This is a genomic window from Nocardioides conyzicola (assembly GCF_039543825.1).
GTDB classification, from domain to species: Bacteria; Actinomycetota; Actinomycetes; order Propionibacteriales; family Nocardioidaceae; genus Nocardioides; species Nocardioides conyzicola.
In genome coordinates, this window is sequence record NZ_BAABKM010000002.1 from 158499 (window position 1) to 184050 (window position 25552).

27 protein-coding genes are annotated in these 25552 nt (G+C 72.2%); 10 read left to right on the forward strand and 17 right to left on the reverse strand.

Annotation, left to right across the window (positions count from 1 at the left end):
- The first annotated feature begins 15 nt into the window (after positions 1–15).
- Together ABEA34_RS03710 and ABEA34_RS03715 are read left to right on the forward strand one after the other, a co-directional pair.
- Positions 16–783 (forward strand): NUDIX hydrolase, encoded by a 768-nt coding sequence (locus ABEA34_RS03710; RefSeq protein ID WP_345519403.1) that lies wholly within the window; start codon positions 16–18, stop codon positions 781–783.
- 102 nt (positions 784–885) lie between these two features.
- The gene (locus ABEA34_RS03715) at positions 886–1404 is read left to right on the forward strand and encodes a hypothetical protein (protein WP_345519404.1); all 519 of its coding nucleotides are present in this window, start codon (positions 886–888) and stop codon (positions 1402–1404) included.
- A 22-nt stretch (positions 1405–1426) separates the two neighbouring features.
- Here ABEA34_RS03715 and ABEA34_RS03720 read toward each other — a convergent pair whose 3' ends face one another.
- Positions 1427–2335, reverse strand: a complete 909-nt coding sequence (locus ABEA34_RS03720) for an EamA family transporter (protein WP_345519405.1) — start codon at positions 2333–2335, stop codon at positions 1427–1429.
- 73 nt (positions 2336–2408) lie between these two features.
- Between ABEA34_RS03720 and ABEA34_RS03725 the strand changes: the two genes are divergently transcribed.
- Positions 2409–3335, forward strand: a complete 927-nt coding sequence (locus ABEA34_RS03725) for a LysR family transcriptional regulator (protein WP_345519407.1) — start codon at positions 2409–2411, stop codon at positions 3333–3335.
- On the opposite strand, the gene ABEA34_RS03730 is transcribed toward ABEA34_RS03725, so the two are convergent.
- Both ABEA34_RS03730 and ABEA34_RS03735 read right to left on the reverse strand, forming a co-directional pair.
- Complete coding sequence (locus ABEA34_RS03730; RefSeq protein ID WP_345519409.1) at positions 3298–4230, reverse strand: co-chaperone YbbN; 933 nt, start codon at positions 4228–4230, stop codon at positions 3298–3300. The genes ABEA34_RS03725 and ABEA34_RS03730 overlap by 38 nt on opposite strands.
- A gap of 24 nt (positions 4231–4254) precedes the next feature.
- A complete protein-coding gene (locus ABEA34_RS03735) occupies positions 4255–5463 on the reverse strand; it encodes an acetyl-CoA hydrolase/transferase family protein (RefSeq protein ID WP_345519411.1) in 1209 nt (402 codons plus the stop codon).
- A gap of 152 nt (positions 5464–5615) precedes the next feature.
- Between ABEA34_RS03735 and ABEA34_RS03740 the strand changes: the two genes are divergently transcribed.
- On the forward strand, positions 5616–7787 hold the full coding sequence (locus ABEA34_RS03740; RefSeq protein WP_345519413.1) for a choice-of-anchor J domain-containing protein: 2172 nt from the start codon (positions 5616–5618) through the stop codon (positions 7785–7787).
- A 1-nt stretch (position 7788) separates the two neighbouring features.
- Here the strand turns inward: ABEA34_RS03740 and ABEA34_RS03745 are convergent, their stop codons facing one another.
- Genes ABEA34_RS03745 through ABEA34_RS03770 form a run of 6 tightly spaced genes read right to left on the reverse strand, consistent with a single transcriptional unit; the run spans position 7789 to position 12331 of the window.
- Positions 7789–8337: an MmcQ/YjbR family DNA-binding protein gene (locus ABEA34_RS03745; RefSeq protein ID WP_345519415.1), complete on the reverse strand. Its 549-nt coding sequence runs from the start codon at positions 8335–8337 to the stop codon at positions 7789–7791.
- A 9-nt stretch (positions 8338–8346) separates the two neighbouring features.
- Positions 8347–8835 (reverse strand): MarR family winged helix-turn-helix transcriptional regulator, encoded by a 489-nt coding sequence (locus ABEA34_RS03750; RefSeq protein ID WP_345519417.1) that lies wholly within the window; start codon positions 8833–8835, stop codon positions 8347–8349.
- A gap of 45 nt (positions 8836–8880) precedes the next feature.
- Positions 8881–9702: an SDR family NAD(P)-dependent oxidoreductase gene (locus tag ABEA34_RS03755; protein WP_345519419.1), complete on the reverse strand. Its 822-nt coding sequence runs from the start codon at positions 9700–9702 to the stop codon at positions 8881–8883.
- Positions 9699–10187, reverse strand: a complete 489-nt coding sequence (locus tag ABEA34_RS03760) for a VOC family protein (RefSeq protein ID WP_345519421.1) — start codon at positions 10185–10187, stop codon at positions 9699–9701. The genes ABEA34_RS03755 and ABEA34_RS03760 overlap by 4 nt, the downstream gene beginning before the upstream one ends.
- A 7-nt stretch (positions 10188–10194) precedes the next feature.
- Positions 10195–11154, reverse strand: coding sequence for a methylmalonyl Co-A mutase-associated GTPase MeaB (gene meaB, locus ABEA34_RS03765; RefSeq protein ID WP_345519423.1), 960 nt, complete (start codon positions 11152–11154; stop codon positions 10195–10197).
- A complete protein-coding gene (locus ABEA34_RS03770; RefSeq protein WP_345519425.1) occupies positions 11138–12331 on the reverse strand; it encodes an acetyl-CoA C-acetyltransferase in 1194 nt (397 codons plus the stop codon). Before ABEA34_RS03770 ends, meaB begins: the two co-directional genes overlap by 17 nt.
- Positions 12332–12454: 123 nt before the next feature.
- Here ABEA34_RS03770 and mce point away from each other — a divergent pair, with 123 nt between their 5' ends.
- The 4 genes from mce (at position 12455) to ABEA34_RS03790 (ending at position 16846) form a co-directional block, all read left to right on the forward strand.
- Positions 12455–12910, forward strand: a complete 456-nt coding sequence (mce, locus tag ABEA34_RS03775) for a methylmalonyl-CoA epimerase (protein WP_345519427.1) — start codon at positions 12455–12457, stop codon at positions 12908–12910.
- 104 nt (positions 12911–13014) lie between these two features.
- Positions 13015–14352 carry a crotonyl-CoA carboxylase/reductase gene (gene ccrA, locus ABEA34_RS03780; RefSeq protein ID WP_345519429.1) on the forward strand — a complete coding sequence of 446 codons (1338 nt, stop codon included), beginning with the start codon at positions 13015–13017 and terminating at the stop codon, positions 14350–14352.
- Positions 14353–14498: 146 nt separating this feature from the next.
- Entirely contained in the window at positions 14499–15704 is a 1206-nt protein-coding gene (locus ABEA34_RS03785) for a coiled-coil domain-containing protein (RefSeq protein WP_345519431.1), read from the forward strand.
- Complete coding sequence (locus ABEA34_RS03790; protein ID WP_345519433.1) at positions 15704–16846, forward strand: AI-2E family transporter; 1143 nt, start codon at positions 15704–15706, stop codon at positions 16844–16846. Before ABEA34_RS03785 ends, ABEA34_RS03790 begins: the two co-directional genes overlap by 1 nt.
- Positions 16847–16852: 6 nt before the next feature.
- Here ABEA34_RS03790 and ABEA34_RS03795 read toward each other — a convergent pair whose 3' ends face one another.
- From ABEA34_RS03795 to ABEA34_RS03805, 3 genes are all read right to left on the reverse strand, one after another.
- Entirely contained in the window at positions 16853–17950 is a 1098-nt protein-coding gene (locus tag ABEA34_RS03795) for a hypothetical protein (protein WP_345519435.1), read from the reverse strand.
- Complete coding sequence (locus tag ABEA34_RS03800; protein WP_345519437.1) at positions 17943–18431, reverse strand: SigE family RNA polymerase sigma factor; 489 nt, start codon at positions 18429–18431, stop codon at positions 17943–17945. The genes ABEA34_RS03795 and ABEA34_RS03800 overlap by 8 nt, the downstream gene beginning before the upstream one ends.
- Positions 18432–18506: 75 nt before the next feature.
- Complete coding sequence (locus tag ABEA34_RS03805; protein WP_345519439.1) at positions 18507–19478, reverse strand: EamA family transporter; 972 nt, start codon at positions 19476–19478, stop codon at positions 18507–18509.
- Positions 19479–19517: 39 nt separating this feature from the next.
- On the opposite strand from ABEA34_RS03805, the gene ABEA34_RS03810 reads away from it, so the two are divergent.
- Positions 19518–20054: a CGNR zinc finger domain-containing protein gene (locus ABEA34_RS03810; protein ID WP_345519441.1), complete on the forward strand. Its 537-nt coding sequence runs from the start codon at positions 19518–19520 to the stop codon at positions 20052–20054.
- 10 nt (positions 20055–20064) lie between these two features.
- On the opposite strand, the gene ABEA34_RS03815 is transcribed toward ABEA34_RS03810, so the two are convergent.
- Genes ABEA34_RS03815 through ABEA34_RS03825 form a run of 3 tightly spaced genes read right to left on the reverse strand, consistent with a single transcriptional unit; the run spans position 20065 to position 23086 of the window.
- The gene (locus ABEA34_RS03815) at positions 20065–20841 is read right to left on the reverse strand and encodes an alpha/beta fold hydrolase (RefSeq protein ID WP_345519443.1); all 777 of its coding nucleotides are present in this window, start codon (positions 20839–20841) and stop codon (positions 20065–20067) included.
- Between the two features lie 14 nt (positions 20842–20855).
- Positions 20856–21614, reverse strand: a complete 759-nt coding sequence (locus ABEA34_RS03820) for an endo alpha-1,4 polygalactosaminidase (protein WP_345519445.1) — start codon at positions 21612–21614, stop codon at positions 20856–20858.
- A 14-nt stretch (positions 21615–21628) separates the two neighbouring features.
- On the reverse strand, positions 21629–23086 hold the full coding sequence (locus ABEA34_RS03825; RefSeq protein WP_345519447.1) for an MFS transporter: 1458 nt from the start codon (positions 23084–23086) through the stop codon (positions 21629–21631).
- 32 nt (positions 23087–23118) lie between these two features.
- Here ABEA34_RS03825 and ABEA34_RS03830 point away from each other — a divergent pair, with 32 nt between their 5' ends.
- Positions 23119–23604, forward strand: a complete 486-nt coding sequence (locus ABEA34_RS03830) for an SRPBCC family protein (RefSeq protein WP_345519449.1) — start codon at positions 23119–23121, stop codon at positions 23602–23604.
- Between the two features lie 4 nt (positions 23605–23608).
- On the opposite strand, the gene ABEA34_RS03835 is transcribed toward ABEA34_RS03830, so the two are convergent.
- Complete coding sequence (locus tag ABEA34_RS03835; protein WP_345519451.1) at positions 23609–24436, reverse strand: GNAT family N-acetyltransferase; 828 nt, start codon at positions 24434–24436, stop codon at positions 23609–23611.
- 71 nt (positions 24437–24507) lie between these two features.
- Positions 24508–25548, reverse strand: coding sequence for a zinc-dependent alcohol dehydrogenase family protein (locus ABEA34_RS03840; protein ID WP_345522755.1), 1041 nt, complete (start codon positions 25546–25548; stop codon positions 24508–24510).
- Between the last annotated feature and the right edge of the window lie 4 nt (positions 25549–25552).

Here is a 25552-nt window from a genome sequence, read left to right on the forward strand (position 1 = left end):
CAGTAGTCTGGCCCCGTGACCGAGCCAGCGACCATCGTGACGACCGTCGCGGAGGGCACCGCACGCATCACCTGGACGACCGACACCCCCATCGACGTCATCCGCCACCAGGTGGTCGCCGCGCTCGCCGACCATGCCCGGGTCGAGGCGCTGGTCGACCCCGACGACGAGGGCGGCCAGCGCGCCGCGACGTGGTCGGGGCTTCGTCGCGAGGGCGTCATGCGCGGCGTGACCGTCGACGGCACGCCGGTCGACCGGGTCGTCTACGCGCGGCTGGCGACCGACACCCCGCTGCACGAGCCCGAGGGGTTCCGGGCGCTGCTCAACTCCTTCCTGCCCCGCAAGCGCGCGATCGGGCAGATGCTCATCCGCGACCAGGACGGGCGGGTGCTGCTCTGCCAGCTGACCTACAAGCCCGACTGGGACCTGCCGGGCGGCGTCGTGGAGGTCAACGAGTCCCCGCGGGAGGCGGTCACCCGCGAGATCGAGGAGGAGCTCAGCCTCGACCTCCCCGCGGGCGCGCTGGTGCTCACCGACTGGCTGCCGCCGTGGAGCGGCTGGGACGACGCCCTGTGCCTGGTCTTCGACGGCGGCGTCCACGACGCCTCCCTCACCGACGCGATCGTGCGCGAGGCCCGCGAGATCCGGTCGGCCGAGTTCTGCACGCCCGAGCAGGTCGCCGAGCGCTGCGCCGACTTCACCGCCCGCCGGATCGCGTCCGCGCTGGCCAACGTCGGCCCCGACGGACCCGGCGGACCGGCGTACACGGAGTCGGGCCGGTAACGCCGAGTCGGCGCCAGATTGCAGCCGAGTCGGCGCCAGATTGCGGTGTGCCTGCAATCTGGCGCCGACTCGGCATTTGGGGAGCCGTGGCACGATGATTACATGATTACAAACGAGACCCAGGAGCGCGTGACGGGCTGGTTCGCCGGCCGGCTCCCGGCGGAGTGGCAGCAGTCCCCCGCCGACGTCACCGTGGACCGCGAGGAGATCACGGTCGTCCTGACGATCGCGGACGTCGAGCTGGCGGGCGCGTCCGAGGCCGCGCTGGCCGAGGCCCGGGCGGGCCGAGCGTCGGCGTTCCGCGAGGAGACCCGCGACCAGCGGATGGAGATCGCCCAGGAGGCGCAGCACCGGTTCGAGCGGAAGGTGTCGTGGGGCGTCGCCATCGGCGACCGCAGCGAGCTCTGGACCCACGTGGCCGCGCCGACCATGACACGGCTCCGTCAGCCGCAGCGACTCGTGCTCGACACGCTCGTCGACGCCGGGGTCGCCCGGTCCCGCGCGGACGCCCTGGCGTGGTGCGTGCGCTTGGTCGGCCAGCACGAGGGCGACTGGATCGCCGAGCTCCGCGAGGCGATGAACGCCGTCGACGACGTACGCGCGAAGGGCCCTTCGGCCTAGCAGCGGTGAGCAGGCAACCGTCTCAGACGGCGGTGGGAAGCGAGACGGTTGCCTGCTCACCGCCGGCCGGGGCCGCGGGGCGCGCCGGACGCATCGCGACCAGCACGCCGGCGATCAGCAGCAGCCCGCCGAGCAGCTCGGCGCCGTTGGGCCGCTGGTCGAGCAGCAGCCAGGCCGAGGCCATCGCGACCACCGGGGCGAGCAGCACCCACGGCACCACCGAGGACGACTGGTTGCGCGAGAGCAGCGTGTTGAAGACGCCGTACCCGACCAGCGAGGCCAGTCCCGCGGTGTAGAGCGTCGAGAGCGCGGCCTCCCACGAGAACGACGTGAGCGCGTCGCCCACCACGGTCGGGCCGTCGACCAGCAGGGAGAGCGCGAACAGCGGCACGGGTACGACGAGCGCCGACCAGATCGTCAGCGACAGCCCGCCCTTCACCCCGGACGCGCGCGAGACCACGTTGCCGACCCCCCACGACAGCGCGCCGAGCAGGCACAGCACGAGGGCGACCGTGGTCACCTGGCCACCGCGCCCGACAGCGACGATCGCGAGGCCGGCGGAGCCCAGGACCACACCGGCGACCTGGGCCGTGGTCGGGATCTCGCGCAGGACGCCCGCGGCGATCAGGACCGTGAAGATGACCTGCGCCTGGAGGACCAGCGCGGCGAGCCCCGGCGGCATCCCGGCGTCCATCGAGACGTAGAGGAAGCCGAACTGGCCCAGCGACATGAAGACCCCGACGGCGGCGACCACCCGCCAGGGCGCGTCGGGACGGCCGACGAAGAGGATCGCCGGGAAGACCACGAACACGAACCGGACCGCCACGAAGAGCAGCGGCGGGATGCCGTCCATGCCCCAGTCGATCACCACGAAGTTGAAGCCCCAGATCGTGGCGACGAAGGCAGCGAGCAGGGAGTCACGGCGGTTCACCCGCTCAGCCAACCCTACGACGACCATGTAGCACCAGCGAATGATGATGCATGAATCCAGGTAGCATCGCTACATGATCGACCTGGCCGCCCTCACCAGTCTCCGCGCCGTCGACACCCACGGCTCCGTCGTGGGCGCGGCCGACGCGCTCGGCTTCACCCCCAGCGCGGTCTCCCAGCAGGTCAAGCGGCTGGAGAGGCAGACCGGCGTCCCGCTGCTCGAGCGGGTCGGCCGCGGCGTCATCCTCACCGACCACGGGCGGCACCTGGTCGACGCCGGCGTACGCCTGCTCGCCGAGCTCGAGGAGGTCGAGTCCGGGCTGCACGAGCGCGCCGGGACGGTCTCCGGGCACCTGCGCCTGACCGCCTTCTCGACCGCGATGCGCGGGCTGGTCGCCCCCGTCGTTCGCGACCTGCGCACGGCCCACCCCGACCTGGCGCTCACCCTCACCGAGCGCGAGCCCTGGGACACCGTCGACCTGGTCGCGACCGGGCAGAGCGACCTCGGGGTGGTGCACCGCTGGGGCGACGTGCCGATCACCATCCCCGACCACCTGGAGGCCACCCAGGTCGCGCGCGACGTCGCGGACGTGATCGTGCCGGTCGGCCACCCGCTCGCGACCCGCTCCCGGGTCAGCCCGCGCGACCTCGTCGACGAGGGCTGGATCGCCACTCCCGACGGCACCATCTGTCGCGAGTGGCTCACCCGGATGTACGCCGGGACGGGGCGGCTGCCGCGGATCGCGCACACCGCGATGGAGTTCGACTCCCACCTGGCGCTGGTCCGCGCCGGGCTCGGCATCGCGCTGGTCCCCCGGCTGGGTCGTCAGCCGCTCGGCGACCAGCTGGTCGGCGTGCCCGCGCACGATCCCGAGCCGACCCGCGACATCATCGCGGTGCACCGGCGCAGCATGACCGGGTCGCCGGCCGTCCGCGCGGTGCTGGCTGCCTTGACCGGGTCGGCTAGAAGAGCGCGGACGCCAGGCTCTGGCGGCCCTTGAGCACCCGCGGGTCGTCGTTGCCGACCGCACCGAAGAGGCCGAGGAGGTGCTCGCGTGCCTTGTTGCGGTCGTCGCCGGAGCTACGCCGCACCAGCTCGATCAGCCGGATGAACGCGTCCTCCACGTGCCCGCCGAGCATGTCGAGGTCGGCGACCATGGTCTGGGCGTCGACGTCGTCGGGGTTGGCGGCGCCGGCGGCACGGGCGGCGTTGAGGTCGACGCCCTGGGTGCGCTGCAGCACCTTCGCCATCGCGAGTCCGGCGGCGGCCTCGACGTCGGCCGGGTTGGCGGTGACGAGCTTCTGGTACTCCGCGACCGCACGGTCGATGTCACCGTCGCCGAGCGCGTCCTGGGCGGCCGCGTAGCGCGGGTCGTAGTCCGGCTCCCCGTCGCCGTCGGTGTCGACGGCAGCGGACCGCGGCTGGTGGCGGCCGGTCATCCCCTGCGCGGTCAGCTGCTGCATGACGGTGGTCAGCGCCGAGCGCAGCTCGTCGATCGGCAGCACGTCCTGGATCAGCGGCGCCGGCCGGCCGTCGAGGACCGCGACCACGAGCGGGATCGACGGGATCTGCATCGCCTGCGCGATGCCGGGCGCCTCGTCGATGTTCACGAGGCCGACCAGGAACCGGCCCTCGAACTCGGTCGACAGCGTCACGAAGTCGTCGGCGAGCTGCTGGCTGTCGGGCATCCGCGTGGGTGAGTAGAAGACGAGCAGGACCGGCGCCGTCATGGACGTCTCGATGACGGACTGGAAGGCCTCCTCGGTCACCTGGACGGCGTACGACGAGCCGCCGGCGGCCGCGGCACCGGCCGAGCCGGAGCTCGACGGGGTCGCGGGAGCCTTGAGTCCGGACAGGTCAATCGCTCCGGGGCGCGAGAACGGCTGCTGCGTCATGGAACCAATCCTAGGGAAGGCCCCTCAGCCGAGGCCAAGCGCCACCGCCTCCTCGCGCAGCTCGGCGCGCATGCTCGGGTGCGCGGCGTGCTCGATCAGCTGGCGGGCCTGCTCCCGCTGGTCGTGCCCGGCGATCTCGGCGACCCCCTGCTCGGTGACGACCGCCGTCATCTGGAAGGACGTCACCGGCTCGTCGACCAGCGGCACGATCGTCGAGCAGTCGGCCTTCGGGTGCCACGACCGGAGCGCGATGAACGCCTGGCCGCCGGCGGCGTGCATCGCCCCCACGATGAAGTCGGTCTGCCCGCCGAAGCCGGAGTGGATCCGGGCGTTGATCCGCGAGGCGTTGGCCTGCGCGAAGAGGTCGACCTGGAGCGCGGTGTTGACGCTGACCATGGCCGGGTTGCGAGAGATCAGCGCGGGGCTGTTGGTGACCTCGGTGCGCGCCATTTGGATCCGCTCGTTGCCGTCCGCCCACGCCAGCAGCTCGGGCGAGCCGAAGAGGAAGGACGCGGTGATCGGCACGTTGCGATCCAGCGCGCCGATCTTCTCCAGCCCGAGGATGCTGTCCGAGAACATCTCGGTCCAGACCCGCAGCCCGGAGCGGTCCCGCAGGCCCTGCAGGGTCGCGTCCGGTACGGCGCCGATGCCGGCCTGCAGGGTCGACCCGTCGGCCACCCGCTCGGCGACCAGCTCGCCGATCCGGGCCGAGGCGTCGTCGATCGTCGTGACCGGCGCCGTCGGCAGGGCGGCATCGGCCTCGACCAGGACGTCGACCAGGTCGAGGTCGACCAGCGCGTCGCCGTACGTCCACGGCATCCGGTCGTTGACCTGCGCGATCACGATCCCGCCGCGTCGCTTCGCGGCCTCGAGCGCGGCCGGCAGCACGTTGACCTCGACCCCGAGCGAGACCCGTCCGTGCCGGGGCCGGGTGGTGTGCAGGACCACCGCGTCGGGCGGCAGCTGTCGCCCGAACAGCGTCGGCACCATCGACAGCCGCGACGGCACGTAGCTCAGCCGCGGGCTGCGCCGCACCCCCGGACCGACGAACGACGTCTCGAGGGTCACGCCCTCGCGGTCGGGCAGACCCGGCTGGCCGTTGAGCACCCACAGGCGGTAGCGGTCGAGGCCGGCGTCCAGCAGGCCGAGGGTGTGCCACGGGATCGCGTGGTTGCCGGACACCACCACGCGCGGGTCGTCGGGAAGGGCGGCCAGGGCGCGCGCGAGATCCACCCCCTGATTCCACCAGACCCCACCAGCGCGACCAGGGCCGGAAGTCCCGATCAACCCCTTGCTACCCGGACGGGGTTCGGGGTAGGACGGACGTCGGCGCCAACCCGCCACGAGCGGGGAGCACTCGGCTGGCGCCTGTCTCGGGAGGTCTCATGAAGACGTCGTTCCTGCCCGCAGGAGTCGCCCTCGCCACGTGCGCGGCCGGTCTCCTCATCCCCTTCGGAGCCGCCACCGCGGCACCGAGGACCGCTACCGCGGCCCCACCTCGTACGCCGACGCCCAGCGACGTGCGCGAGGTGTCGCCGGACAAGAAGTACTCCACCAAGCTGCTCGGCAGCCAGTCCCGGCTCAGGGCCCTGGCCGCTGCCCCCACTCCCCCGGTCGGCACCCAGCGGCTCTGGCTCGGGCTCGACGACTACAACGGCACGCTGTACCGGAAGTCGTACACGCTGAAGGCCGTCGGCGACAAGATCGAGGTCTGGGTCGCGGACGACACGTCCTTCCCGGCCGGTGACTGCCGCGGCGCCGCCAGCACGGTGGTCACGCAGGCCCAGGTCGACCGGCTGGTGAGCGAGTTCGACGGCAACATGTTCCCGAAGGAGACGACCGCGTTCAGCACGCCGCCGGACCGCGACGGCACCGGCGGCTCCGTGCCGGGCGTCGACTCCACCGGCGACGGGGACAACACCGTCGCCCTCATCGACAACGTCCGCGACGACAACTACTACGACTTCCCCGCGGCGTCGACGTACATCGCGGGCTTCTTCTCGTCGCAGTTCAACGAGCTGCTCGACCGCAACGTGATGACGATCGACGCCTACGACTGGGCACACCGCACCGGCGACAACCCGCCGGACGCGTCGACGGCCGACCCGTGCACGAGCCGACCGGCCCGACCCAACCTCTACGAGGGCACGTTCGCCCACGAGTGGCAGCACCTGCTCCAGTACTACACGGACCCGTTCGAGGTGAACTGGATCAACGAGGGCCTCTCGGACTTCGCGCAGACGCTGGTCGGGTACGTCGACGCCACCAAGACCGTCGACCAGCCCGGTGCCGACAGCCACCTCTACTGCTTCCAGGGCTTCGGCACCGTGCAGACGCCGTACAACCCCAACCCGCGCGACTGCGGCGGCGCCCAGAACTCCCTGACGCTGTGGGGTGAGGACCCCAACCCGGCCGCGGTCCTGGCGGACTACGGCAACGCCTACTCGATGATGCTCTACCTCTACGACCGCTTCGGCACCGACTTCATGTCGGCGCTGCACCGCGACGGGGAGTTCCAGGGTGTCGCGAGCCTCGCGAACGAGCTCAAGGGCGAGGGCATCAACGACCCGTACAAGGTGATCCACCAGTTCCAGTCGATGGTGCTGCTCGACAAGATCGTCGGCGACGCCAAGCACTCGATCGTGCTGGGAGCGGACAAGCGGGTGGTCACGACGCCGAGCCTGCGCTCGACGGTCAACCTCGACAACCCGGAGTCCTACGACACCCCCGGCGCCGCACCCAACGGTGCCGACTACGTCGCGCTCCGCGGGAGCGACGGCAAGGCGCTCAAGGGCAGCAAGGTCAGGTCGCTGTCCTTCGACGGCGTCGCGACCCTGCCGACGCAGCCGCTGACCTGGACCGTCGTCTCCGACGACCCCGACCGCGCCGGCAACCCGGTGCTGTGGTCCGGCAACGCGACCAACCTCGACAGCGCCGCCGTCACCTCGGTGACGGTCCCGGCCGCCGACCCGACGCTGACCTTCCTCGCCAAGTACGGCGCCGAGCTCGGCTACGACTACGGCTACGTGCAGGTCTCGACCGACGGCGGCAAGACCTACACGTCGATCGCCGGCAACCACACCGTCGAGGGGCCGCTCGGCGCCGCGCTCAACGGCACCACCTCGGGGTTCGAGTCGGAGTCGTACGACCTCTCGGCGTACGCCGGGCAGAGCATCCTGCTCGCCTTCCGCTACGTCAGTGACGGCGGGGTCAACGAGGGCGGCCTGAAGGTCGACGACGTCAAGGTCGGCGGCACCACCGTCAGCGACGGGTCGAGCCTGGCGCCGTTCAAGTCGCCGACGCAGATCCACCCGCAGGAGGTCCACAACTGGGACGTCAAGCTGGTCGGCATCCGCGCCGGCAAGGTCCCGGCGGTGCTCCAGGTCGAGTGGAACGGCCGGCGGCACCTGACCCTCGACCGGCGCGACCTGGTCGCGGCAGCGCCGTTCGACAAGGTCGTCGCGATCATCGCGACCGACGACCCGACGGAGCTGGTGCAGCAGTTCGCGCCGTACACGCTGAAGGTCAACGGGGTCACCCAGCCGGGCGGCTCCTGACCTAGCGGATCCACCGATAGAGCTGCCCGTCGCGGACCTCCACCGCGGCGGGCGGCTTCGGTGTGGGGTGGCTGCGCAGGTGCTGCAGCACGGCGGTGCGCCCCCGCAGCGCCGTCTCGCCGTCGACGAAGTGCAGGTGGGGGTGCAGCAGCAGCCGCGCCCGGTCCCACTCGCCGGCGTCGACGGCCGCCCAGGCCGCCGCCGCCGGCGGGTCGAGCTCGGGCAGGTCGTGCAGCATCTTCGGCGTGCACATCCGCCACGCGTCGGTGACCAGCTCACGCATCTCGACCGGTTCCAGGCGGTCCAGGTGGGCGCACACCCACTGGTAGCGGAGGTCGCTGGTCGGTGGCAGGAAGAAGGTCTCGGGGTCGGACTCGACCAGCCCGTCGCGGGCGTCCTTCGGGTAGCCGAAGCCCATGTCGGACTCGTCCTTCGAGAACGCGGCATAGACGATCTGCCGGACCTTGAGCTTGGCGCGCCCGCCCGTGTGGAACTCGTAGGTCCGGGGCAGGGCCAGGCCGACGCGGCGGACGTCGTCGGCGGTGACCATCGCGCTGGCCTAGAAGTCCCCGGCGGCCTTGCGGACCGGGGTGAGCACGGCCGAGATGGTCGCCAGGTCCGCCTCGGAGAGCGCGCTCAGCGCGAAGTCGGCGTCGACCAGGTCCGCGGTCGCCACCTCCACCAGCGCCCGGCCCTGGTCGGTGATCTCGGCGAGCACCGCCCGGCCGTCGTCCGGGTGGGCCTTGCGCTCCACCAGCCCGGCGGCCTCGAGGCCGCGCACGATCGAGGTGACCGACGTGGGGTGCACCTGCAGCCGCTCCCCCATCTTGCCCAGCGGCAGCGAACCACGGGACGAGAAGGTGAGCAGCACCAGTGCCTCGTAGCGGGCGAAGCTCAGCCCGTGCGGCTTGAGGATCGCGTCCAGCCGACCGATGACGAGCTGCTGGACGCGCATCAGCGAGGTGACCGCGTGCATGGCGGGTACGCCGTCCCAGCGCTTGCCCCACTGCCGGGCGGCCTCGTCGATGGGGTCGAACGGAAGGGCCACGCAGCGAGGTTAGGCCATCCCATCCCGGGCCGAGGTGTCGTCCACCTAGACGAGATCGGTGGTGGTCTCCCACAACAGCGCCGCCGCGGCGGCGTCGTGCGCATCGCCCGAGGGCTCGGCCGCCGCCGAGCGCCGGTGGTAGCCGCCCGGCACGGCCTCGGCCGACGTGGCGCAGAAGACGCTCGTGCGGGCCCCGTCCTCGGGACTGGCGAGCGAGCGGCGCTCGAGCGGCGCGGCCAGCTTGCGCAGCCGGGCCAGCACCGGTGCGGTCCCCAAGCCCCGGTCGGCGATCCGGGTGTAGACCGAGCCTGGGTGCAGGGAGTAGCCGTGCAGCCCGCGATCGCCGTACCGCCGCTCGATCTCGGCCGCCTCGTGCACGAGCGCGAGCTTGGAGGTGCCGTAGGCCGCCCAGGAGTCGTACGGCGTGACGCCGTCCGCCAGCCACGCGTTGCGCCCCCGGTCGTGCAGCTTGGAGACCACGTTGACGACCCGGGCCTCGCCGTGGGCGTCGGCCGTCGCCAGCAGGAGCGGGAGCAGCAACCGCGTCAGCTGGGCGGTGCCGAGGTAGTTGGTGCGCCAGTGGATCTCGTGGCCGTCGACGAGCTGCGGCTCGGACCACTTCGAGCGCAGGTCGAGGTGGATGCCGGCGTTGTTGACGAGCACGTCCAGCCGATCGGTGGTCGACGCGACCCACGCCGTGAGCTCGGCGACCGACTCGCGCGACGACAGCTCCAGCGGGTGGGTGTCGGCCGAGACGGCGGAGGTCCGGGTTGTCGTCAGCACCCGGAAACCCTGTGTCCGCAGGGCCGTCGCGGTCGCCGCACCGATGGAGCCGGGTCCGGTCCCGGTGACCAGGGCGACTCTCATGCGTTCTTCACCGCGTCGTAGAGCTCCCGCATCTGCGGGCCGATCCGCGCGAGCTCCACGTACGGCGCTCCGCCGGCAGAACCATCGACGTAGGCGAACTCGATCTCGCCGTCCATCATCGAGCCGCGCATCAGCACTGGCACCCCGGCGGCCTCTGCGGAGGCGCACGCCGTGTCGACGTCGTCGACCTCGAAGCAGACGTGGTGCAGGCCAGGCCCGTGCGCGTCCAGGAACTCCCGGTGGATCGACGGACCGGCGACCGGCTGGATCAGCTCGAGCTGCAGGTCCCCGGCATACCCGAGCGAGACGTGCAGCGTGCAGTCCACCGGCGCGCCGCGCAGCGTGGTGGTGTCCGGCCCGAACCGCACGTCCGGGATCCGGGTCCACGTCGCGACCCCGAACTGCTCGGAGAGCAGCCGCTCGGTCGCCTCGATGTCGTCGGTGACCCAGCAGATCTGGACGACCGGTCCACTCGCAATGCCCACAGGATGCTCACAGTCCCTCGAGGAGCTCGTCCGCCGCAGCGTAGGGGTCCGACTCCCCCGCGGCCACCGCAGCGGCGAGCCCGTCGAGCTCCGACCGTCCGTGCACGTCGCCCCAGCGCTTGCGCAGTGAGGTCACGGCGATCGCCTCGATCTCGTCGCGGGCCCGGCGGGTCCGCCGCACCTCGAGCTCGCCGCTCGCCCTCAGCCACGCGCGGTGCCGCTCGATCTCCGCGGCCACCTCGTCGATGCCGAGGCCGCTCTGCGCGACGGTCTTGAGGATCGGCGGCGTCCAGGCGCTGTCGGGGCGCTCCGCCAGCGCGAGCATCGTGCGCAGGTCCCGGCGGACCTGGTCGGCGCCGTCCCGGTCGGCCTTGTTGACCACGTAGAGGTCACCGATCTCGAGGATGCCGGCCTTGGCGGCCTGGATGCCGTCGCCCATCCCGGGCGCGAGCAGCACGATCGTGGTGTCGGCGAGCCCGGCGACCTCGATCTCGCTCTGGCCGACCCCGACGGTCTCGACCAGGATCACGTCGCAGCCGGCGACGTCGAGCACCCGCAGGGCCTGCGGCGTGGTCCACGCGAGGCCACCGAGGTGCCCGCGCGAGGCCATCGACCGGATGTAGACGTCGGCGTCGAGGGCGTGGTCCTGCATCCGCACCCGGTCGCCGAGCAGCGCCCCACCGGAGAACGGCGACGACGGGTCGACCGCGAGCACGCCCACCCGCTTGCCCTGCGTGCGGAGCTCGCCGACCAGCGCGCTGGTCGACGTCGACTTGCCGACGCCCGGCGACCCGGTGATCCCGACGACCTGGGCGTTCCCGGCGTACGGCGCGAGGGCAGCCATCACCTCGCGGAGCAGCGGCGACTCGTCCTCGACCAGCGAGATCAGGCGGGCGACCGCCCGGGCCTCGCCGGCGCGGGAGCGCCCGACGAGGTCCGGTACGTCGACATCACGCCTTCGGGACACGCACGATCAGGGCGTCGCCCTGCCCGCCACCGCCGCAGAGCGCGGCGGCACCGACACCGCCGCCGCGGCGCTGGAGCTCGAGCGCGAGGTGCAGCACGACGCGGGTCCCGGACATGCCGACCGGGTGGCCCAGAGCGATCGCGCCGCCGTTGACGTTGACGATCTCCGGGTCCAGGCCCAGCGCGCGGGCGGACTCGATGCCGACCGCGGCGAACGCCTCGTTGAACTCGACCAGGTCGAGGTCGGCGGGGCTGATCCCCTCCTTGTCGCACGCCTTCTGGGTGGCGTTGGCCGGCTGCAGCTGCAGGCTCGAGTCGGGGCCGGCGACCATGCCGTGCGCTCCGATCTCGGCCAGCCACTCCAGGCCGAGCTCCTCGGCCTTGGCCTTGCTCATCACCACGACCGCCGCGGCGCCGTCGGAGATCTGCGAGGCGGAGCCGGCGGTGATCGTGCCGTCCTTGCTGAAGGCCGGGCGCAGCTTGCCGAGCGACTCGACGGTGGTGTCGCCGCGCACGCCCTCGTCGGCGCTGACCACGACCGGGTCGCCCTTGCGCTGCGGGATCGAGACCGGGACGACCTCGTCGTCGAAGACCCCGTTCTTCCAGGCCGCTGCGGCCTTCTGGTGCGAGGCGGCCGCGAACTCGTCCTGCTCCTCGCGGGTCAGCTTCACGCCCTCGGCGTTGATCTGCTCGGTCAGCCCGCCCATCGCCTGCTGGGTGGCCTGGTCGTAGAGAGCGTCGTACGCCATCGAGTCGACCAGGGCGACGTCGCCGAACTTGAAGCCCTCCCGCGACTTCGGCAGGAGGTGCGGGGCGTTGGTCATCGACTCCATGCCGCCGGCGACGACGATCTCGCACTCACCGGCGCGAATCAGCTGGTCGGCCATCGCGATCGAGTTGAGGCCCGACAGGCAGACCTTGTTGATGGTGATCGAGGGCATCGTCCACGGCAGCCCACCGGCGATGCCGGCGGCACGGGCGGGGTTCTGGCCCGCCCCGGCGAGGATGACCTGGCCCATGATCAGGTAGTCGACCTGCTCCGGCTGCACGCCGGCCTTCTCCAGGGCGCCCCGGATGGCGACGCCACCGAGCTCGGCCGCCGAGAGGCTCTTCAGGCCGCCGAGGAGGCGGCCGATCGGGGTGCGCGCACCCGCGACGATGACGGACGGACCGGACATGACAAGCCTCCAGGGTTCGTGGGTGGAACGCTGCCGACCTTACCCACGGGTCACCGGGGCGGCGAGGGTGGAAAACGTCACACGTGCTCGCCGCGGGGCCCTCGACGTACGACCATGACGACCATGAGCTCTGCCCACGGTCTCGATGCCGCCGCCCACCTGTTCACCGCGATCGACCACGTCGGCATCGCCGTGCCCGACCTCGACGCGGCGATCGCCTTCTACGAGCAGACGTACGGCATGCGGCTGGCCCACCAGGAGGTCAACGAGGAGCAGGGCGTGCGCGAGGCGATGATGGCCGTCGGCGACTCCGGCTCGTGCATCCAGCTGCTCGCGCCACTCAACGAGCAGTCGACGATCGCCAAGTTCCTCGACAGCAAGGGACCGGGCATCCAGCAGATGGCCTACCGCGTCACCGACGTCGAGGCGGTGAGCGCGATCCTGCGCGAGCGCGGCCTGCGGCTGCTGTACGAAGAGCCGCGGCGAGGCACGTCCGACTCCCGCATCAACTTCATCCACCCCAAGGACGCCGGGGGCGTGCTCGTGGAGCTCGTCGAGCCTGCCGCGGCCGCCCACTGACGGCGCCGACGTGAGGCAAGGGTCACAGGGGGTGTGCACACCTGTTACCGGTGGGTAATGTCCCGCCCAACCCAGACCGACACCTGAGCTACCCAGGAGCCGACGTGCAGCACATCCTCGACGCGATCATGGCGGGCGACGCGACCGCCGCTGACTTCGCCGCTCTCGAGCTTCCCGAGTCCTACCGCGCCGTGACGGTGCACAAGGACGAGGCCGAGATGTTCGACGGCCTCGACGCCAAGGACAAGGACCCCCGCAAGTCCCTGCACGTCGAGGACGTGGCGCTGCCCGAGCTCGGCCCGGGCGAGGCGTACGTCGCGGTGATGGCCTCGGCGATCAACTACAACACCGTGTGGACCTCGATCTTCGAGCCGGTCTCGACGTTCGGCTTCCTCGAGCGCTACGGGCGGCTCTCGCCGCTCGGCAAGCGGCACGACCTGCCCTACCACGTGGTCGGCTCCGACCTGTCCGGCGTCGTGCTCGCGACCGGCGCCGGCGTCACCAAGTGGGCGCCCGGCACCGAGGTCGTCGCGCACTGCCTCTCGGTCGAGCTGGAGTCGCCCGACGGGCACAACGACACGATGCTCGACCCCGAGCAGCGGATCTGGGGCTTCGAGACCAACTTCGGCGGCCTGGCCCACATCGCGCTGGTCAAGGCCAACCAGCTGATGCCCAAGCCCGCCCACCTCACCTGGGAGGAGGCCGCCTCCCCCGGGCTGGTCAACTGCACGGCGTACCGCCAGCTGGTCTCCAAGAACGGCGGCGACATGAAGCAGGGCGACAACGTCCTGATCTGGGGTGCCTCGGGCGGCCTGGGCGGCTTCGCGACGCAGTACGCCCTCAACGGCGGCGCCAACCCGGTCTGCGTGGTCTCCAACGAGGAGAAGGCCCAGATCGCCCGCTCCATGGGCGCCGAGATGATCATCAACCGCTCCGAGGCCGGGCTGAAGTTCTGGAAGGACGAGCACACCCAGGACCCCAAGGAGTGGCGCCGGTTCGGCGGGATGATCCGCGACCTCACCGGCGGCGAGGACATCGACATCGTCTTCGAGCACCCCGGCCGCGAGACCTTCGGCGCCAGCGTCTACGTGACCCGCAAGGGCGGCACGATCACCACCTGCGCGTCCACGAGCGGCTACATGCACGAGTACGACAACCGCTACCTGTGGATGAACCTCAAGAAGATCATCTCCTCGCACTTCGCCAACTACCGCGAGTCCTGGGAGGCCAACCGCCTCATCGCCAAGGGCAAGATCCACCCGACGCTCTCGCGGACCTACTCCCTCGACGAGGTCGGCCAGGCCGCCCTCGACGTGCACCACAACAAGCACCAGGGCAAGGTCGGCGTGCTCTGCCTCGCCCCCGAGGAGGGCCTCGGCGTCCGCGACCACGAGATGCGCGCCGAGCACCTGACGGCGATCAACCGCTTCCGGGGGGTCTGACCTCGGCCGAACGGCCATATCCCACCCCGGTCCGAGAAAATGTCTCGGGCCGGGGTGGGTTGTTTCCCATCGATCCGCAACACTGGGTCGCAAGGTGGGGGCCCGCACACCCCCAGCACGCACCGACAGCAAGGAGCAGCGCCGCGATGAGCGACCAGGGACTGTCCATCTTCGACGACAACGAGCCGGAAGAGGACGAGACCCACGCCGCCAACGACGCCACTCAGGTGATGCCCGCCGTGCCGCCGCGCCCGGCCGAGGCGGCACCGAGCGCACCGCCCGCACCCCCCGCCCCCGCACCCGCGGCGGCCCCCGCACCCGTGATCCCGCCCCGCGCGGCCCCCGCCGCCCAGGCGGCTGCTCCGGGCTCCCTCCCGGTCGTCCGTCGCGGCGGCTACGACCGCGACGCCGTGGACGCGAAGATCCGCCAGCTCGCCAGCGAGAAGTCCGGCCTGAGCAAGAGCCTGACCGAGTCCGAGAGCCGGGCGCTCGAGCTCGAGAAGCAGGTCGCCGCCCTGCAGGCCGACCTGGCCGAGCACCAGACCCCGTCGTACGCCGGGCTCGGTGGTCGCGCCTCCGCGATGCTGCGACTCGCCGAGGAGGAGGCGGGCGAGGTCCGCGAGACCGCCACCCGCGACGCCGCCGAGATCCGCGCCCAGGCGACCCGGGACGCCAAGGCGATCCGGGCCGACGCCTCCCGCGAGGCCGAGGACATGCGGCTGGTCCAGCTCAAGGAGCTCGACGAGAACCGCAGCCGCCTGATGGCCGACGCCGAGCAGGAGCGCTCGCTGGCCCGCAGCGAGGCGGCCGACCTGGTCGCCGCCGCCAAGCGCGAGGCCGACCAGCTCCGGCTCGCCGGCGAGCAGGAGACCAACGAGCTCCGCACCACCGCGAAGCGCGAGGCCGAGCAGCTCCGGGCCAGCGCCGACCGCGAGGTCCAGGAGGCGCGGCGCACCCTGGCCGTCGAGAAGGAGCGGCTCGCCCGCGAGGCGACCGACCACCACGCCAGCGCGACCGCCGAGACCCAGCGCCTCGTCCAGGAGGCCGAGGAGCGCGCCGCCGCCGCCGAGGACCGCGCCCGCGCCGCCACGGCCCAGGCGACCGAGCACCGGGGCCAGGCCGCGACCGAGGCCGAGGCCCTGCTGAGCCGGGCGCGCCGCGAGGCCGAGCAGGTCGTCACCAGCGCCCGCACCCAGGCCGAGTCGATCCACGCCTCGGGCGCCGCGGAGGCCGAGCGCGAGCTCGCCGCGATCCGCGCCGAGGTCGACCGGATGGCCAAGCGCCGCGACGCGATCACGGCCCAGCTGGCGTCGCTGCGCGACGTCGTCGCCGGTTTCGGCGAGGACGAGTAGTGGCCGACGCCCCGGAGTCCGCAGCACCCGAGACGAAGCAGGACACCGAGCAGGACCAGGGCTCCGAGGGCATCCACGAGGACGACGACTACCTCGGCGAGCCCGGGCCGCCGCTCGACCACCATGCGCCCTTCTTCGTCGGATTCGTCGGCGGACTGGGCGTCCTGGTCGCGTTCTGGTTCGCGACCCAGATCCAGGCCATCGGGTCCACCCTGATGCTGATCGTGGTGTCGCTCTTCCTGGCGGCGGGCCTCGATCCCGCGGTCCGCTTCTTCGAGCGGCGCGGCATGCGCCGGTCGTACGCCGTGCTCACGGTGATCGTCGTCGTGCTCGCGGCACTGGCGCTCTTCCTGGTCGCGATCGTGCCCGTGATCGCCGACCAGGTCCGCTCCCTCACCGACAACGTCCCGACCTGGCTCGACCAGCTGCAGCGCAACCGGCAGGTCCAACGGCTCGACGACGAGTACGACATCATCGCGAAGATCCAGGACTACGTCACCGCCGGCGACTTCGCCGGAGCACTCTTCGGTGGCGCGGTCGGCGTCGGGCTCGCCGTCCTCGGAGCGCTCTTCAACGGCTTCATCGTCGTCGTGCTGACGCTCTACTTCCTCGCCTCGCTGCGGACCACGACGTCCGCGCTCTACCGCCTGGCGCCGGCCTCACGCCGCGACCGGGTCTCCCGGCTCGGCGACCGCATCGTCCGCAGCGTCGGCGGCTACGTCTCCGGCGCGTTCATCGTCGCGATGTGCGCCGGCGTCTCGTCGCTGATCTTCCTCTTCGTCGTCGGCCTCGGGCAGTACGCCGTCGCGCTGGCCTTCGTGGTCGCGCTGCTCGACGTGATCCCGATGATCGGCGCCACGATCGGCGCCGTCATCGTCACCGCGATCGCGTTCGCCGAGGACTGGAAGATCGGGATCGCCTGCGCGATCTTCTACATCGTCTACCAGCAGGTCGAGAACTACGTGATCTACCCCCGCGTGATGTCGAAGTCCGTCGACGTCCCCGGCGCGGTCACCGTGATCGCCGCCCTGACCGGTGCCGCGCTCTTCGGCGTCGTCGGCGCCCTGCTCGCGATCCCCACCGCCGCCTCGATCCTGATGCTGACCCGCGAGGTCTGGGTCAGACGCCAGGACACGCGTTAGCCACGCTCAGCCGAGCATGCCGATGTAGGTGCGCAGGATGCTGCGCAGCGCCGGCGCGTGCCACGCGGCCCTCAGCTCCGGCGTGAGGACCGCGTCGCTGCCGTCGTCGGCGTACACGAGGTCGCACGGCACGTCGACCGTCCACCCCTGCGAGACCGGCTCGGTGCCCGCCGGGTCGTCGAACGTCCCCGTCAGCACCACCAGCTCGCCGTGGTCGGCACACCCACCGGACACCCCGACGTCCTCGCTCGCGGTGAGTGCCCGACGCCAGTCGGCGTAGGCGCCCGCGCCGAGGTCGGCGGCGTAGACGAGGTCGAGCGGACCGCCCCGGTCCGGCGCGGCGTACGCACAGAGGTCGAAGGTACGGACCTCCCCCACGCCCTCCACGAGCGTCCCGCGCGGGTCCGGGCCACCGGACGGCACCGTCGGTGGGCACAGGTCCTGCCGTGCCACCGACGACAGGATCCGCTCGCGCAGCGCCGCGTCGACGGCACCGACGGTGACCGTGGTCCCGGCCGCCTCGACGGTCTCCTGGGTGTAGCCGTTGCCCACGTCGGCGGTCCCGGGCGGCAGGTCGGCGCCGAGCCAGACGTACGGCGCCTGCGGGTCGAGCGACCGGACACCGCCCATGCAGGCGTCCGACAGCATGATCGGGCGCCCGACGTACGGCGCGGTCGACACCGGGTTGACCAGGTTCTTCCCGCGCGTGGTGCGCATCGCGCCGGGGCCGCCGCAGAGGTACGTCGTGAGGTCGCCCCTCATGACGGTCGTCGGCGCCGTCCCCCAGCCCCAGTCGGCCGGGACCTGGACGGAGACGTCGTGCCAGTACTCGACGCGCCACCCGGCCGGCACCACCGGGGCCGACGACGGCGGACCGGCCACCGGCGGCTCCTCCGAGCCCGGCGCATCGCCTCGGTCGACGACCACGGCCGTGGCCGCGACCGCGGCGACGGCCGCGGCGGCTCCGGCTGCGACCCAGCGGCCGCGGTGCCGGCGTGCGGCCGCACGGGCGCGGGCGGCCACCGGCACGCTCGTGTCCACCTCGGCCGCGTGGGCGTCGAGACTCGCCCGCACCCGGCCCTCCAGCTCGTCGTCCTCAGTCATCGCCGTCCTCCTGCAGCTCGGCCCGCATCGCCGCGAGCGCCCGGTGGACGTGGGAGCGCACGGTCGCCTGGGTGACGCCGAGGATCGCGGCGATCTCGGCGTACTCGAGGTCCTCGTAGTAGCGCAGCACCACCGCGGCCCGCTGCTGCGGCGGCAAGGTGCCGCAGACCCGCCAGACCGCGTCGCCGGTGGCGACCCGGTCGGCCACGTCGGAGACCGACGTGTCGCGCACCTCCGCGACCGACAGCTCGCGCCGGCCACCCCGGCGCCAGGCCGAGATGTGCGCGTTGACGACCATCCGGCGCACGTAGGCGTCGGGATCGGTCGTCCGCCGGACCCGCGACCACCGCTCGCACGCGCGGGTGAGCGCCGCCTGCACGGCGTCCTCGGCGGCGTGCTGCGAGCCGGTGACCAGGTAGGCGAACCGGAGCAGCGCGGCCACCCGGGTCTCGACCCAGTCGTCGAAGGAGAGGTCGCCCACGGCGACATGCTCCTCCGCCACGCCCACGTCCATGCCAGACACACGCCTGGGACGGCCCGGTTGTTGCAGTGGTTCCTAGGGCAGCTCGACGGGTGTCTCGGCCGTCCTCGCCTCGCCGAGCTTCACGCAGACGACACCGGCGAGGATCAGCAGGCCGCCGACCAGCTGGATCGCGCGCGGGAGCTCGTCGAGGAGCACCCAGGCGAACAGCACGCCGGCGACCACCTCGAGGAGCGCGACGAAGGACGCCAGGCGCGAGCCCAGCCGGCGGCCGGCGGCGATGCCGCTGGTGTAGGCGACGGCCGCGGTGACGACTCCGAGGACGACCAGGGGCACCCACCAGGCGACCGTCGTCCCTGCGTAGGTCACGGCGTCGTCGCTGGCCCGCATCGGCAGCAACCGGACGAGGCCGAGCACGCCGAGGACCAACGCACCCACGACGAGCCCGGCGGCGGCCAGCACGAGCGGGGGCAGCCCGTTGTCCTCGTCGGCGGAGATGACGAAGTACGTCGCGGCGCCGACCATCGCCGCCAGCGCCCACAGCACGCCGGGCACACTCAGCTCGGCTCCCGAGACCAGGTCCAGCACGAGCACCAGCCCCAGCGCCGCCAGCCCGGCACCGGCGATCGTCACGGGGCTGGGCCGCTGACCGTGACGGAGCCAGAGCCAGACGACGACCGCGGCCGGGGCGGTGTACTCGATCAGCAGCGCCGGACCGACCTGCATGTGGGAGACGGCGGAGAAGTAGCAGAACTGGGCGCCGGCGACGGCGAGCGCGCCGTACACGAGGACCAGGACCGCGTTGCGGCGCAGCAGGCTCCACCGGCCGCGCAGGGAGACCCACCCGAACGGGGTCACGACCAGCGCAGCCAGGCCGACCCGGATGAGCACGATCGCGCCGGCGCTCCAGCCCGCGTCGAGCAGCTCACGGGCCAGCGCGCCGGACGCGCCGAAGGTGGTCGCCGACAGGACGGCGAACGCGAGCCCGCTCACCAGCCGCGAGCCACTCGCGACCGGAGTCACCTCGTCATGTGCCATCGTCGTCATGACTCATGACACTAGGCGGCGGGCGTGTAACCTGTCAACGTGGTATTCGCTCATGACACCGAGGTGTCGCTCCAGGCTGCCGCCCTCCTCGCCAACTCCGGCCTGGAGCCGGACACGATGAGCACGGTCGCCGAGCTGGACGCGTTCTACGCCGAGTTCGGCTACACCGGCCGCCGCGACGGCGACCGCGCCGAGCTGGACCGGGTCCGGGCCGTCCGGCCGGCGCTCTACGAGCTGCTCACCGCCGACCGCGACGCCGCGGTCGAGCTGGTCAACGCGATGCTCGCCGAGGCCGCCGCCGTCCCCCGCTTGGTGCGCCACGACGTGTGGGACTGGCACCTGCACGCCGTCGAGCCGGAGCGCGACCTCCCCGTCCGGATCGTCGTGGAGACCGCGATGGCGATGATCGACGTGATCCGGTCCGACGAGATGTCCCGACTCGGCGTCTGCGCGGACGAGACCTGCCGCGGGGTCGTCCTCGACCTGTCCCGCAACCGCTCCCGGCGCTTCTGCTCGACGGCCTGCGGCAACCGCAACGCCGTCGCGGCCTACCGGGCCCGGCAGGCCAAGGACTGACCGACCGGGCTCACTGGTCCAGGAAGCGGCGGAGCACCTCGGTGAAGACCGCCGGCTGCTCCGAGTGCACCCAGTGCCCGGCGCCCTTGATGGTGACGCGCCGGTTGCGCGGGAAGTAGCGGTCCATGGCTGCGACGAACTCGTCGCGCACGTAGCCGGAGTCCTGACCGGCGACCCACAGCGTCTTGCCGTCGTACGGCGCGGCGCCGGCCAGCTCCGCCTCGGGCCAGCCGCCCAGCTCGTCGATGTCGCGACCGAGCACGGCGAGGTTGGGCTGCCAGGCCCAGGTGTCCCCGTCGCGGCGGAGGTTCTGCAGAAGGAAGCTGCGGATCGTCGCGTCGGGCACGGCCTCGACCAGGGCGGCGTCGGCGTCCGAGCGACGCTCCAGCGAGCCCAGGTCGACCGCCTGCATCGCCTCGATGTAGCCGGAGAACTCGCTGCGCGACCGGTACGCCGCGGGCGAGACGTCGACCACGCACAGCCGCTCGACCAGCTCGGGGTGGCGCAGCGCCAGCACCATCGCGGCCTTGCCGCCCATCGAGTGACCGACCAGGGCCACCGGGTCGTCGGCACTGAAGAGCTCGGCCACCTGGTCGGCGACGTCGACGTAGTCGAAGTGGTCGCGCCACGGCGACCGGCCGTGGTGGGGCATGTCGACGAGCAGCACCCGGTGGTCGGTCGCGACCGCCTTGGCGATCGTCGTCCAGTTCTTCCCCTGCCCGAAGAGGCCGTGGCAGAAGGCCACCAGCGGCCCGCTCTCCCCCAGCGAGGTCGTGTGCAGGGCCATGCGGCGAGGTTAGTTCAGCACCAGCGGCGTACGCCGCGCGGGCTCAGGTCGCGGTCGCGGAGCACCACGGCCAGGCGGTCGCCGAAGTGCCCACAGGTCCAGCGGAAGTCGGCGCGCCGGTACTCGATCGCCAGCACGCGGTCGCCGAAGTAGCGCGTGTAGCTCGCGCACTCGCGGTAGCGACCGCACTCCTCGGCGACCGCGAAGTCGTAGCCGACCGACGCGCCGTCGAAGCCGGCCAGGTTCTTCTGCCCGGCGGCCAGGCCGGCGCGGTGGGCGGTCCGCACGAGCAGCCCGGCGTACGCCACCGCCTGCCGTCGGGTGAGCAGGCCGTTGCTGCGCGTGTAGGAGTCGAGGTTGTCGAGCTCGACGGCGTCGTACCCGGCCCGGGCGCAACCCCGGGTCCAGCGCCCGACAATCGTCGCGAGGCGGTGCCGCTTCGCCGACGTGCGTACGTCGAGCAGCTGCTCGCCCCACGCCTCGTCGACCACCGGGCGGCCGTGGTCGCGCAGCACCAGGCCGGGGTGCCGGCGCCATACCGCGCGCTCCCCCGGCTGGGTCTGGAACCCGTTGACGTAGCAGACGTTGTAGCGCCCCGGCACCGGGCGCGCCTCGCGGTCCCGCACCACGATGCCCACGTGCTCGGGCACCGAGCGGTTGCCGCCGAGCTGGTAGTCGACGTCCGTCCCGACCGGCGGCGGCGTCACCGCGACCGCCGGTGGGGCCACCACGCAGCTCGCCGCCAGGACCACCAGGACCAGGAGCCGACGCATGCCCCGACTCTAGGTCAGGCCGACGCCGGCTCCGGCTCGTCGGCGGTCAGCGGCTGGGCGATGCTCTCCAGCGACCTGCCCTCCGCCTTCACGCCGAGGAACGCCTGGATCACGCCGCCCGCGATCATCAGCGCCGCGCCGACGAAGTAGCCGATCGCGATCTTGGTGATGTCGCCGCTGGCCGACGCGTGGTCGATGAGCCAGCCGAAGAAGAGCGGTCCACTGATGCCGCCGGCCGCCGTACCGATCGCGTAGAAGAAGGCGATGCAGAGCGCGCGCGTCTCCATCGGGAAGACCTCGCTGGCGGTGAGGTACGCCGCGCTGGCGCCAGCCGACGCGAAGAAGAAGATGATCGCGCCCATCAGGGTCAGGGTCACCGCGGTGACGCTGCCGAGGAAGAGGCCGGTCCCGGCGAGCAGGACGCCGGACAGGATGTAGGTGCCGGAGATCATCCGGACGCGGCCGATCGTGTCGAAGAGCCGGCCGAGCAGGAGGGCGCCGGCGAAGTTGCTGAGCGCGAAGATCGCGAGGTACCAGCCGGTCTGCTTCACCCCGAGGAACGTGGTGAGGGTGTCGCCGTACGTGAAGAAGAAGGCGTTGTAGAGGAACGCCTGGCCGACGAAGAGCGAGAAGCAGACGATCGTGCGCTTGGGGTAGAGCGTGAAGACCGTGCGCGCGATCTCGATGATCCCGATCGTCTTGCGCTGGCGGATGGTGATGGTCTCGTCGACCGGGTCCAGGCTCCGGCCGCTCTCCTCCTCGACCGTGCGCTCGATCTCCTTCACGATCCGCTCGCCCTCGTCCTCGCGGCCGTGGATGAAGAGCCAGCGCGGGCTCTCCGGCACGTGCCGTCGGACGATCAGGATGCCGACCGCCAGGATCGCGCCGAGGCCGAAGGCCAGGCGCCAGCCCCACGCGGCGTCGACGACCGTCGGGTCGAGCAGCGGGATCGTCAGCAGCGAGCCGGCCGCCGCGCCGATCCAGAAGGAGCCGTTGATCGCGACGTCCACCCGGCCGCGGTACTTCGCCGGGATCAGCTCGTCGATCGCGGAGTTGATGGCGGCGTACTCGCCGCCGATGCCGGTGCCGGTCAGGAAGCGTGCGCAGAAGTACCACAGCGGCGTCATCGAGAACGCCGTGAGCACCGTGGCCGCGATGTAGACGCCCAGCGTGATGAGGAAGAGCTTTTTGCGGCCGAAGCGGTCGGTGAGCTGCCCGAAGAACAGCGCGCCGAAGCAGGCGCCCGCGACGTACACGGCACCGGCGAGACCGATGTCGAAGCTGCTCAGCCCGAGGCCGGTGTCGGTCGGCTTCAGCGCCTCCGACATCGAGCCGACGATGGTGACCTCGAGGCCGTCGAGGATCCAGACGGTGCCGAGGCCGATGACGACCATCCAGTGCCAGCGGGCCCACGGCAACCGGTCGAGCCGGCCGGGGATGTTCGTCGTGATGCGACCTGTCTCTGCTCCCATGCGGGTCCCCGTACCCATGCCAGGATCGGCGTATGTCTGATGTCACACGCCTCGAGACCCAGCGGCTGATCGCCGCCCCCGCCGCCGACATCTTCGCCCTGCTCTGCGACCCGCAGGGGCACGTCGCGGTCGACTCCTCGGGCATGCTCCAGGACGCCAGCGGCGACCCCGTGACCGCGGCCGGCGACAGCTTCGTCGTCCACATGGATCGCGAGTCGCTCAACGACTTCCCCGAGATGGGCAAGTACGACGTCACCGTCACCATCCGCGACTTCGAGGCCGACCGCCTGATCTCGTGGACCATCCTCGGCCGCATCCGCCCGCAGATCGGCCACGTCTACGGCTACCGGCTCGAGCCCGCCGACGAGGGCACACTCGTCACGTCCTTCTACGACTGGTCCGACATACACGAGGACTGGAAGGCCGCCGGCATCTTCCCGGTGATCTCCGAGAACGCCCTGCGCGCCAGCCTCGGCATCCTCGACCGCACCGTCCGCCGGGGCTACCCGCGGCCCTGAGCCGTCAGCTCGGGCGCCGGAGGTCGGCGACGTCCGGGAGCTGCTGGAAGCCGGCCGACACGTACGCCGCGACACCCCCGACGTTGCTGCTCGGGGTGCACACCGTCGCGCTCGATGACCCCATCTCGCGCAGGGCAGCGGCAGCGGCCCGGGTGATCGCGGTGCCGTACCCGTGGCCGCGGTGCTCCCGGTGCACGCCGAGCGGCTCGATCAGGCCCGCCCGCCCCTCCCCAGCGGACCACACCGTCACCGTGGCGACGGCGACGCCGTCCGGGCCGTAGCCGACGAGGCACCGGGCCTGGCGGTACGGCGAGGCCGCGGCCATGGTCTGCCAGCGCTCCAGCGTGAAGGCCGAGCCGGGGAACATCGCCCGGTGCACCTCGACCCGGTCGCGGACGTTGTGGTCGTCGACGACCTCGACCCGGAGCCCGACGTCCTCCACCGGCGCGGTGAGGTCGCGCCGCAGCGGGGTCCACCGCTCGTCGTCCACCCAGCCGCTGCCGGTCAGGAGCTCGCGCAGGGCGGCACCGCGACGGGTCTCGACGATCCCGATGCCGGCCAGGTCGGCCAGCAGCCGGCGGGCGAACGCCTCGTCCCCGTCGACGCTCGGGGCCACGGCCAGCCGGATCAGCCCGGCGTCGTCGACCATCCCCACCGCGACGATCTCCTCGTCGCGACGCCACACCCGGAGGGCGTCGGCGAGCTCCTGTGTGCCGAGGCTCCAGTTCCAACCGAGGTCGCCCGGATGGAGCTGGACGGACCCCTCGTCGTCCTGCCAGGGCCCCATCGCCAGGACGACCTCGTCCAGCGAGTCGACGGTCCCTCTCTTCATGGTGATCGGCACCCGGTGATCCAACCCCAGGTCCTGAGGGCACCGCACCTGGTTTGCGGCGGCCTCGGTCGTCAGCGCGTTGGATCGACGATCGTCATCCCGGCGACCGTCGCCTGGTCGAAGCCCGGCAGCAGCTCCGCGGCCTCCTCGAGGCCGATGGTCCGCTCGACGAGCCGTTGCGGTCGCAGCGTCCCGGCCTCGATCAGCGCCAGCATCCCGGGATAGTCGGCCGCGGCCATCCCATGACTGCCGAGGACGTCGAGCTCCCACCCGATGACCCGCGACATCGGCACCCGCGGGTGCCCGTCGACCGGCGGCAGCAGCCCCACCTGCACGAGCCGGCCCCGTCGTCGCAGGCTCAGGATCGCGTCGGCGCAGGTCTGCTCGCTGCCCACGGCGTCGAGCGCGACGTGGCTGCCGCCGTCGACGAGGTCCCCGACCGCGGCCGGCACGTCGATCCCGTCGGCCAGGAGGGTGTGCTCCGCCCCGAGCTCGGCGGCCACGTCGAGCGCGGCCTGGTTGCGGTCCACCGCCACGACGCGGGCGCCGAGCGCCCGGGCGATCATCACCGCGCTGAGACCGACCCCGCCGGCACCGATCACGGTCACCCACTCGCCCTCGGTGACCCGGGCCCGGCCCACGAGTGCGCGGTACGCCGTGGCGAAGCGGCAGCCGAGGCCTGCCGCGGTCGCGAGGTCGACCTGGTCGGGGACCGCCACCAGGTTGGTGTCCGCAGCGTGCAGGGCGACGTACTCGGCGAACGATCCCCAGTGGGTGAAGCCCGGCTGCTGCTGGTCGGGGCAGACCTGGGCGTTCCCGCTCAGGCACCACTCACAACGACCGCAGCCACAGACGAACGGAACCGTGACCCGGTCCCCCACCTGCCACCGCGTCACGCCCGTGCCCACCTCGACGACGTGCCCGGCGAGCTCGTGACCCGGGACGTGCGGGAACAGGATGTCGTCGTCGTGGCCGGCCCAGCCATGCCAGTCGCTGCGGCACATCCCTGTGGCCACGACGCGTACGACGACACCCCCAGCCGGTGCCGAGGGCTCCGGGACGTCGCGGACCTCGGGTCGGACCCGGACGCCGTCGATCACCACTGCGCGCATCGGC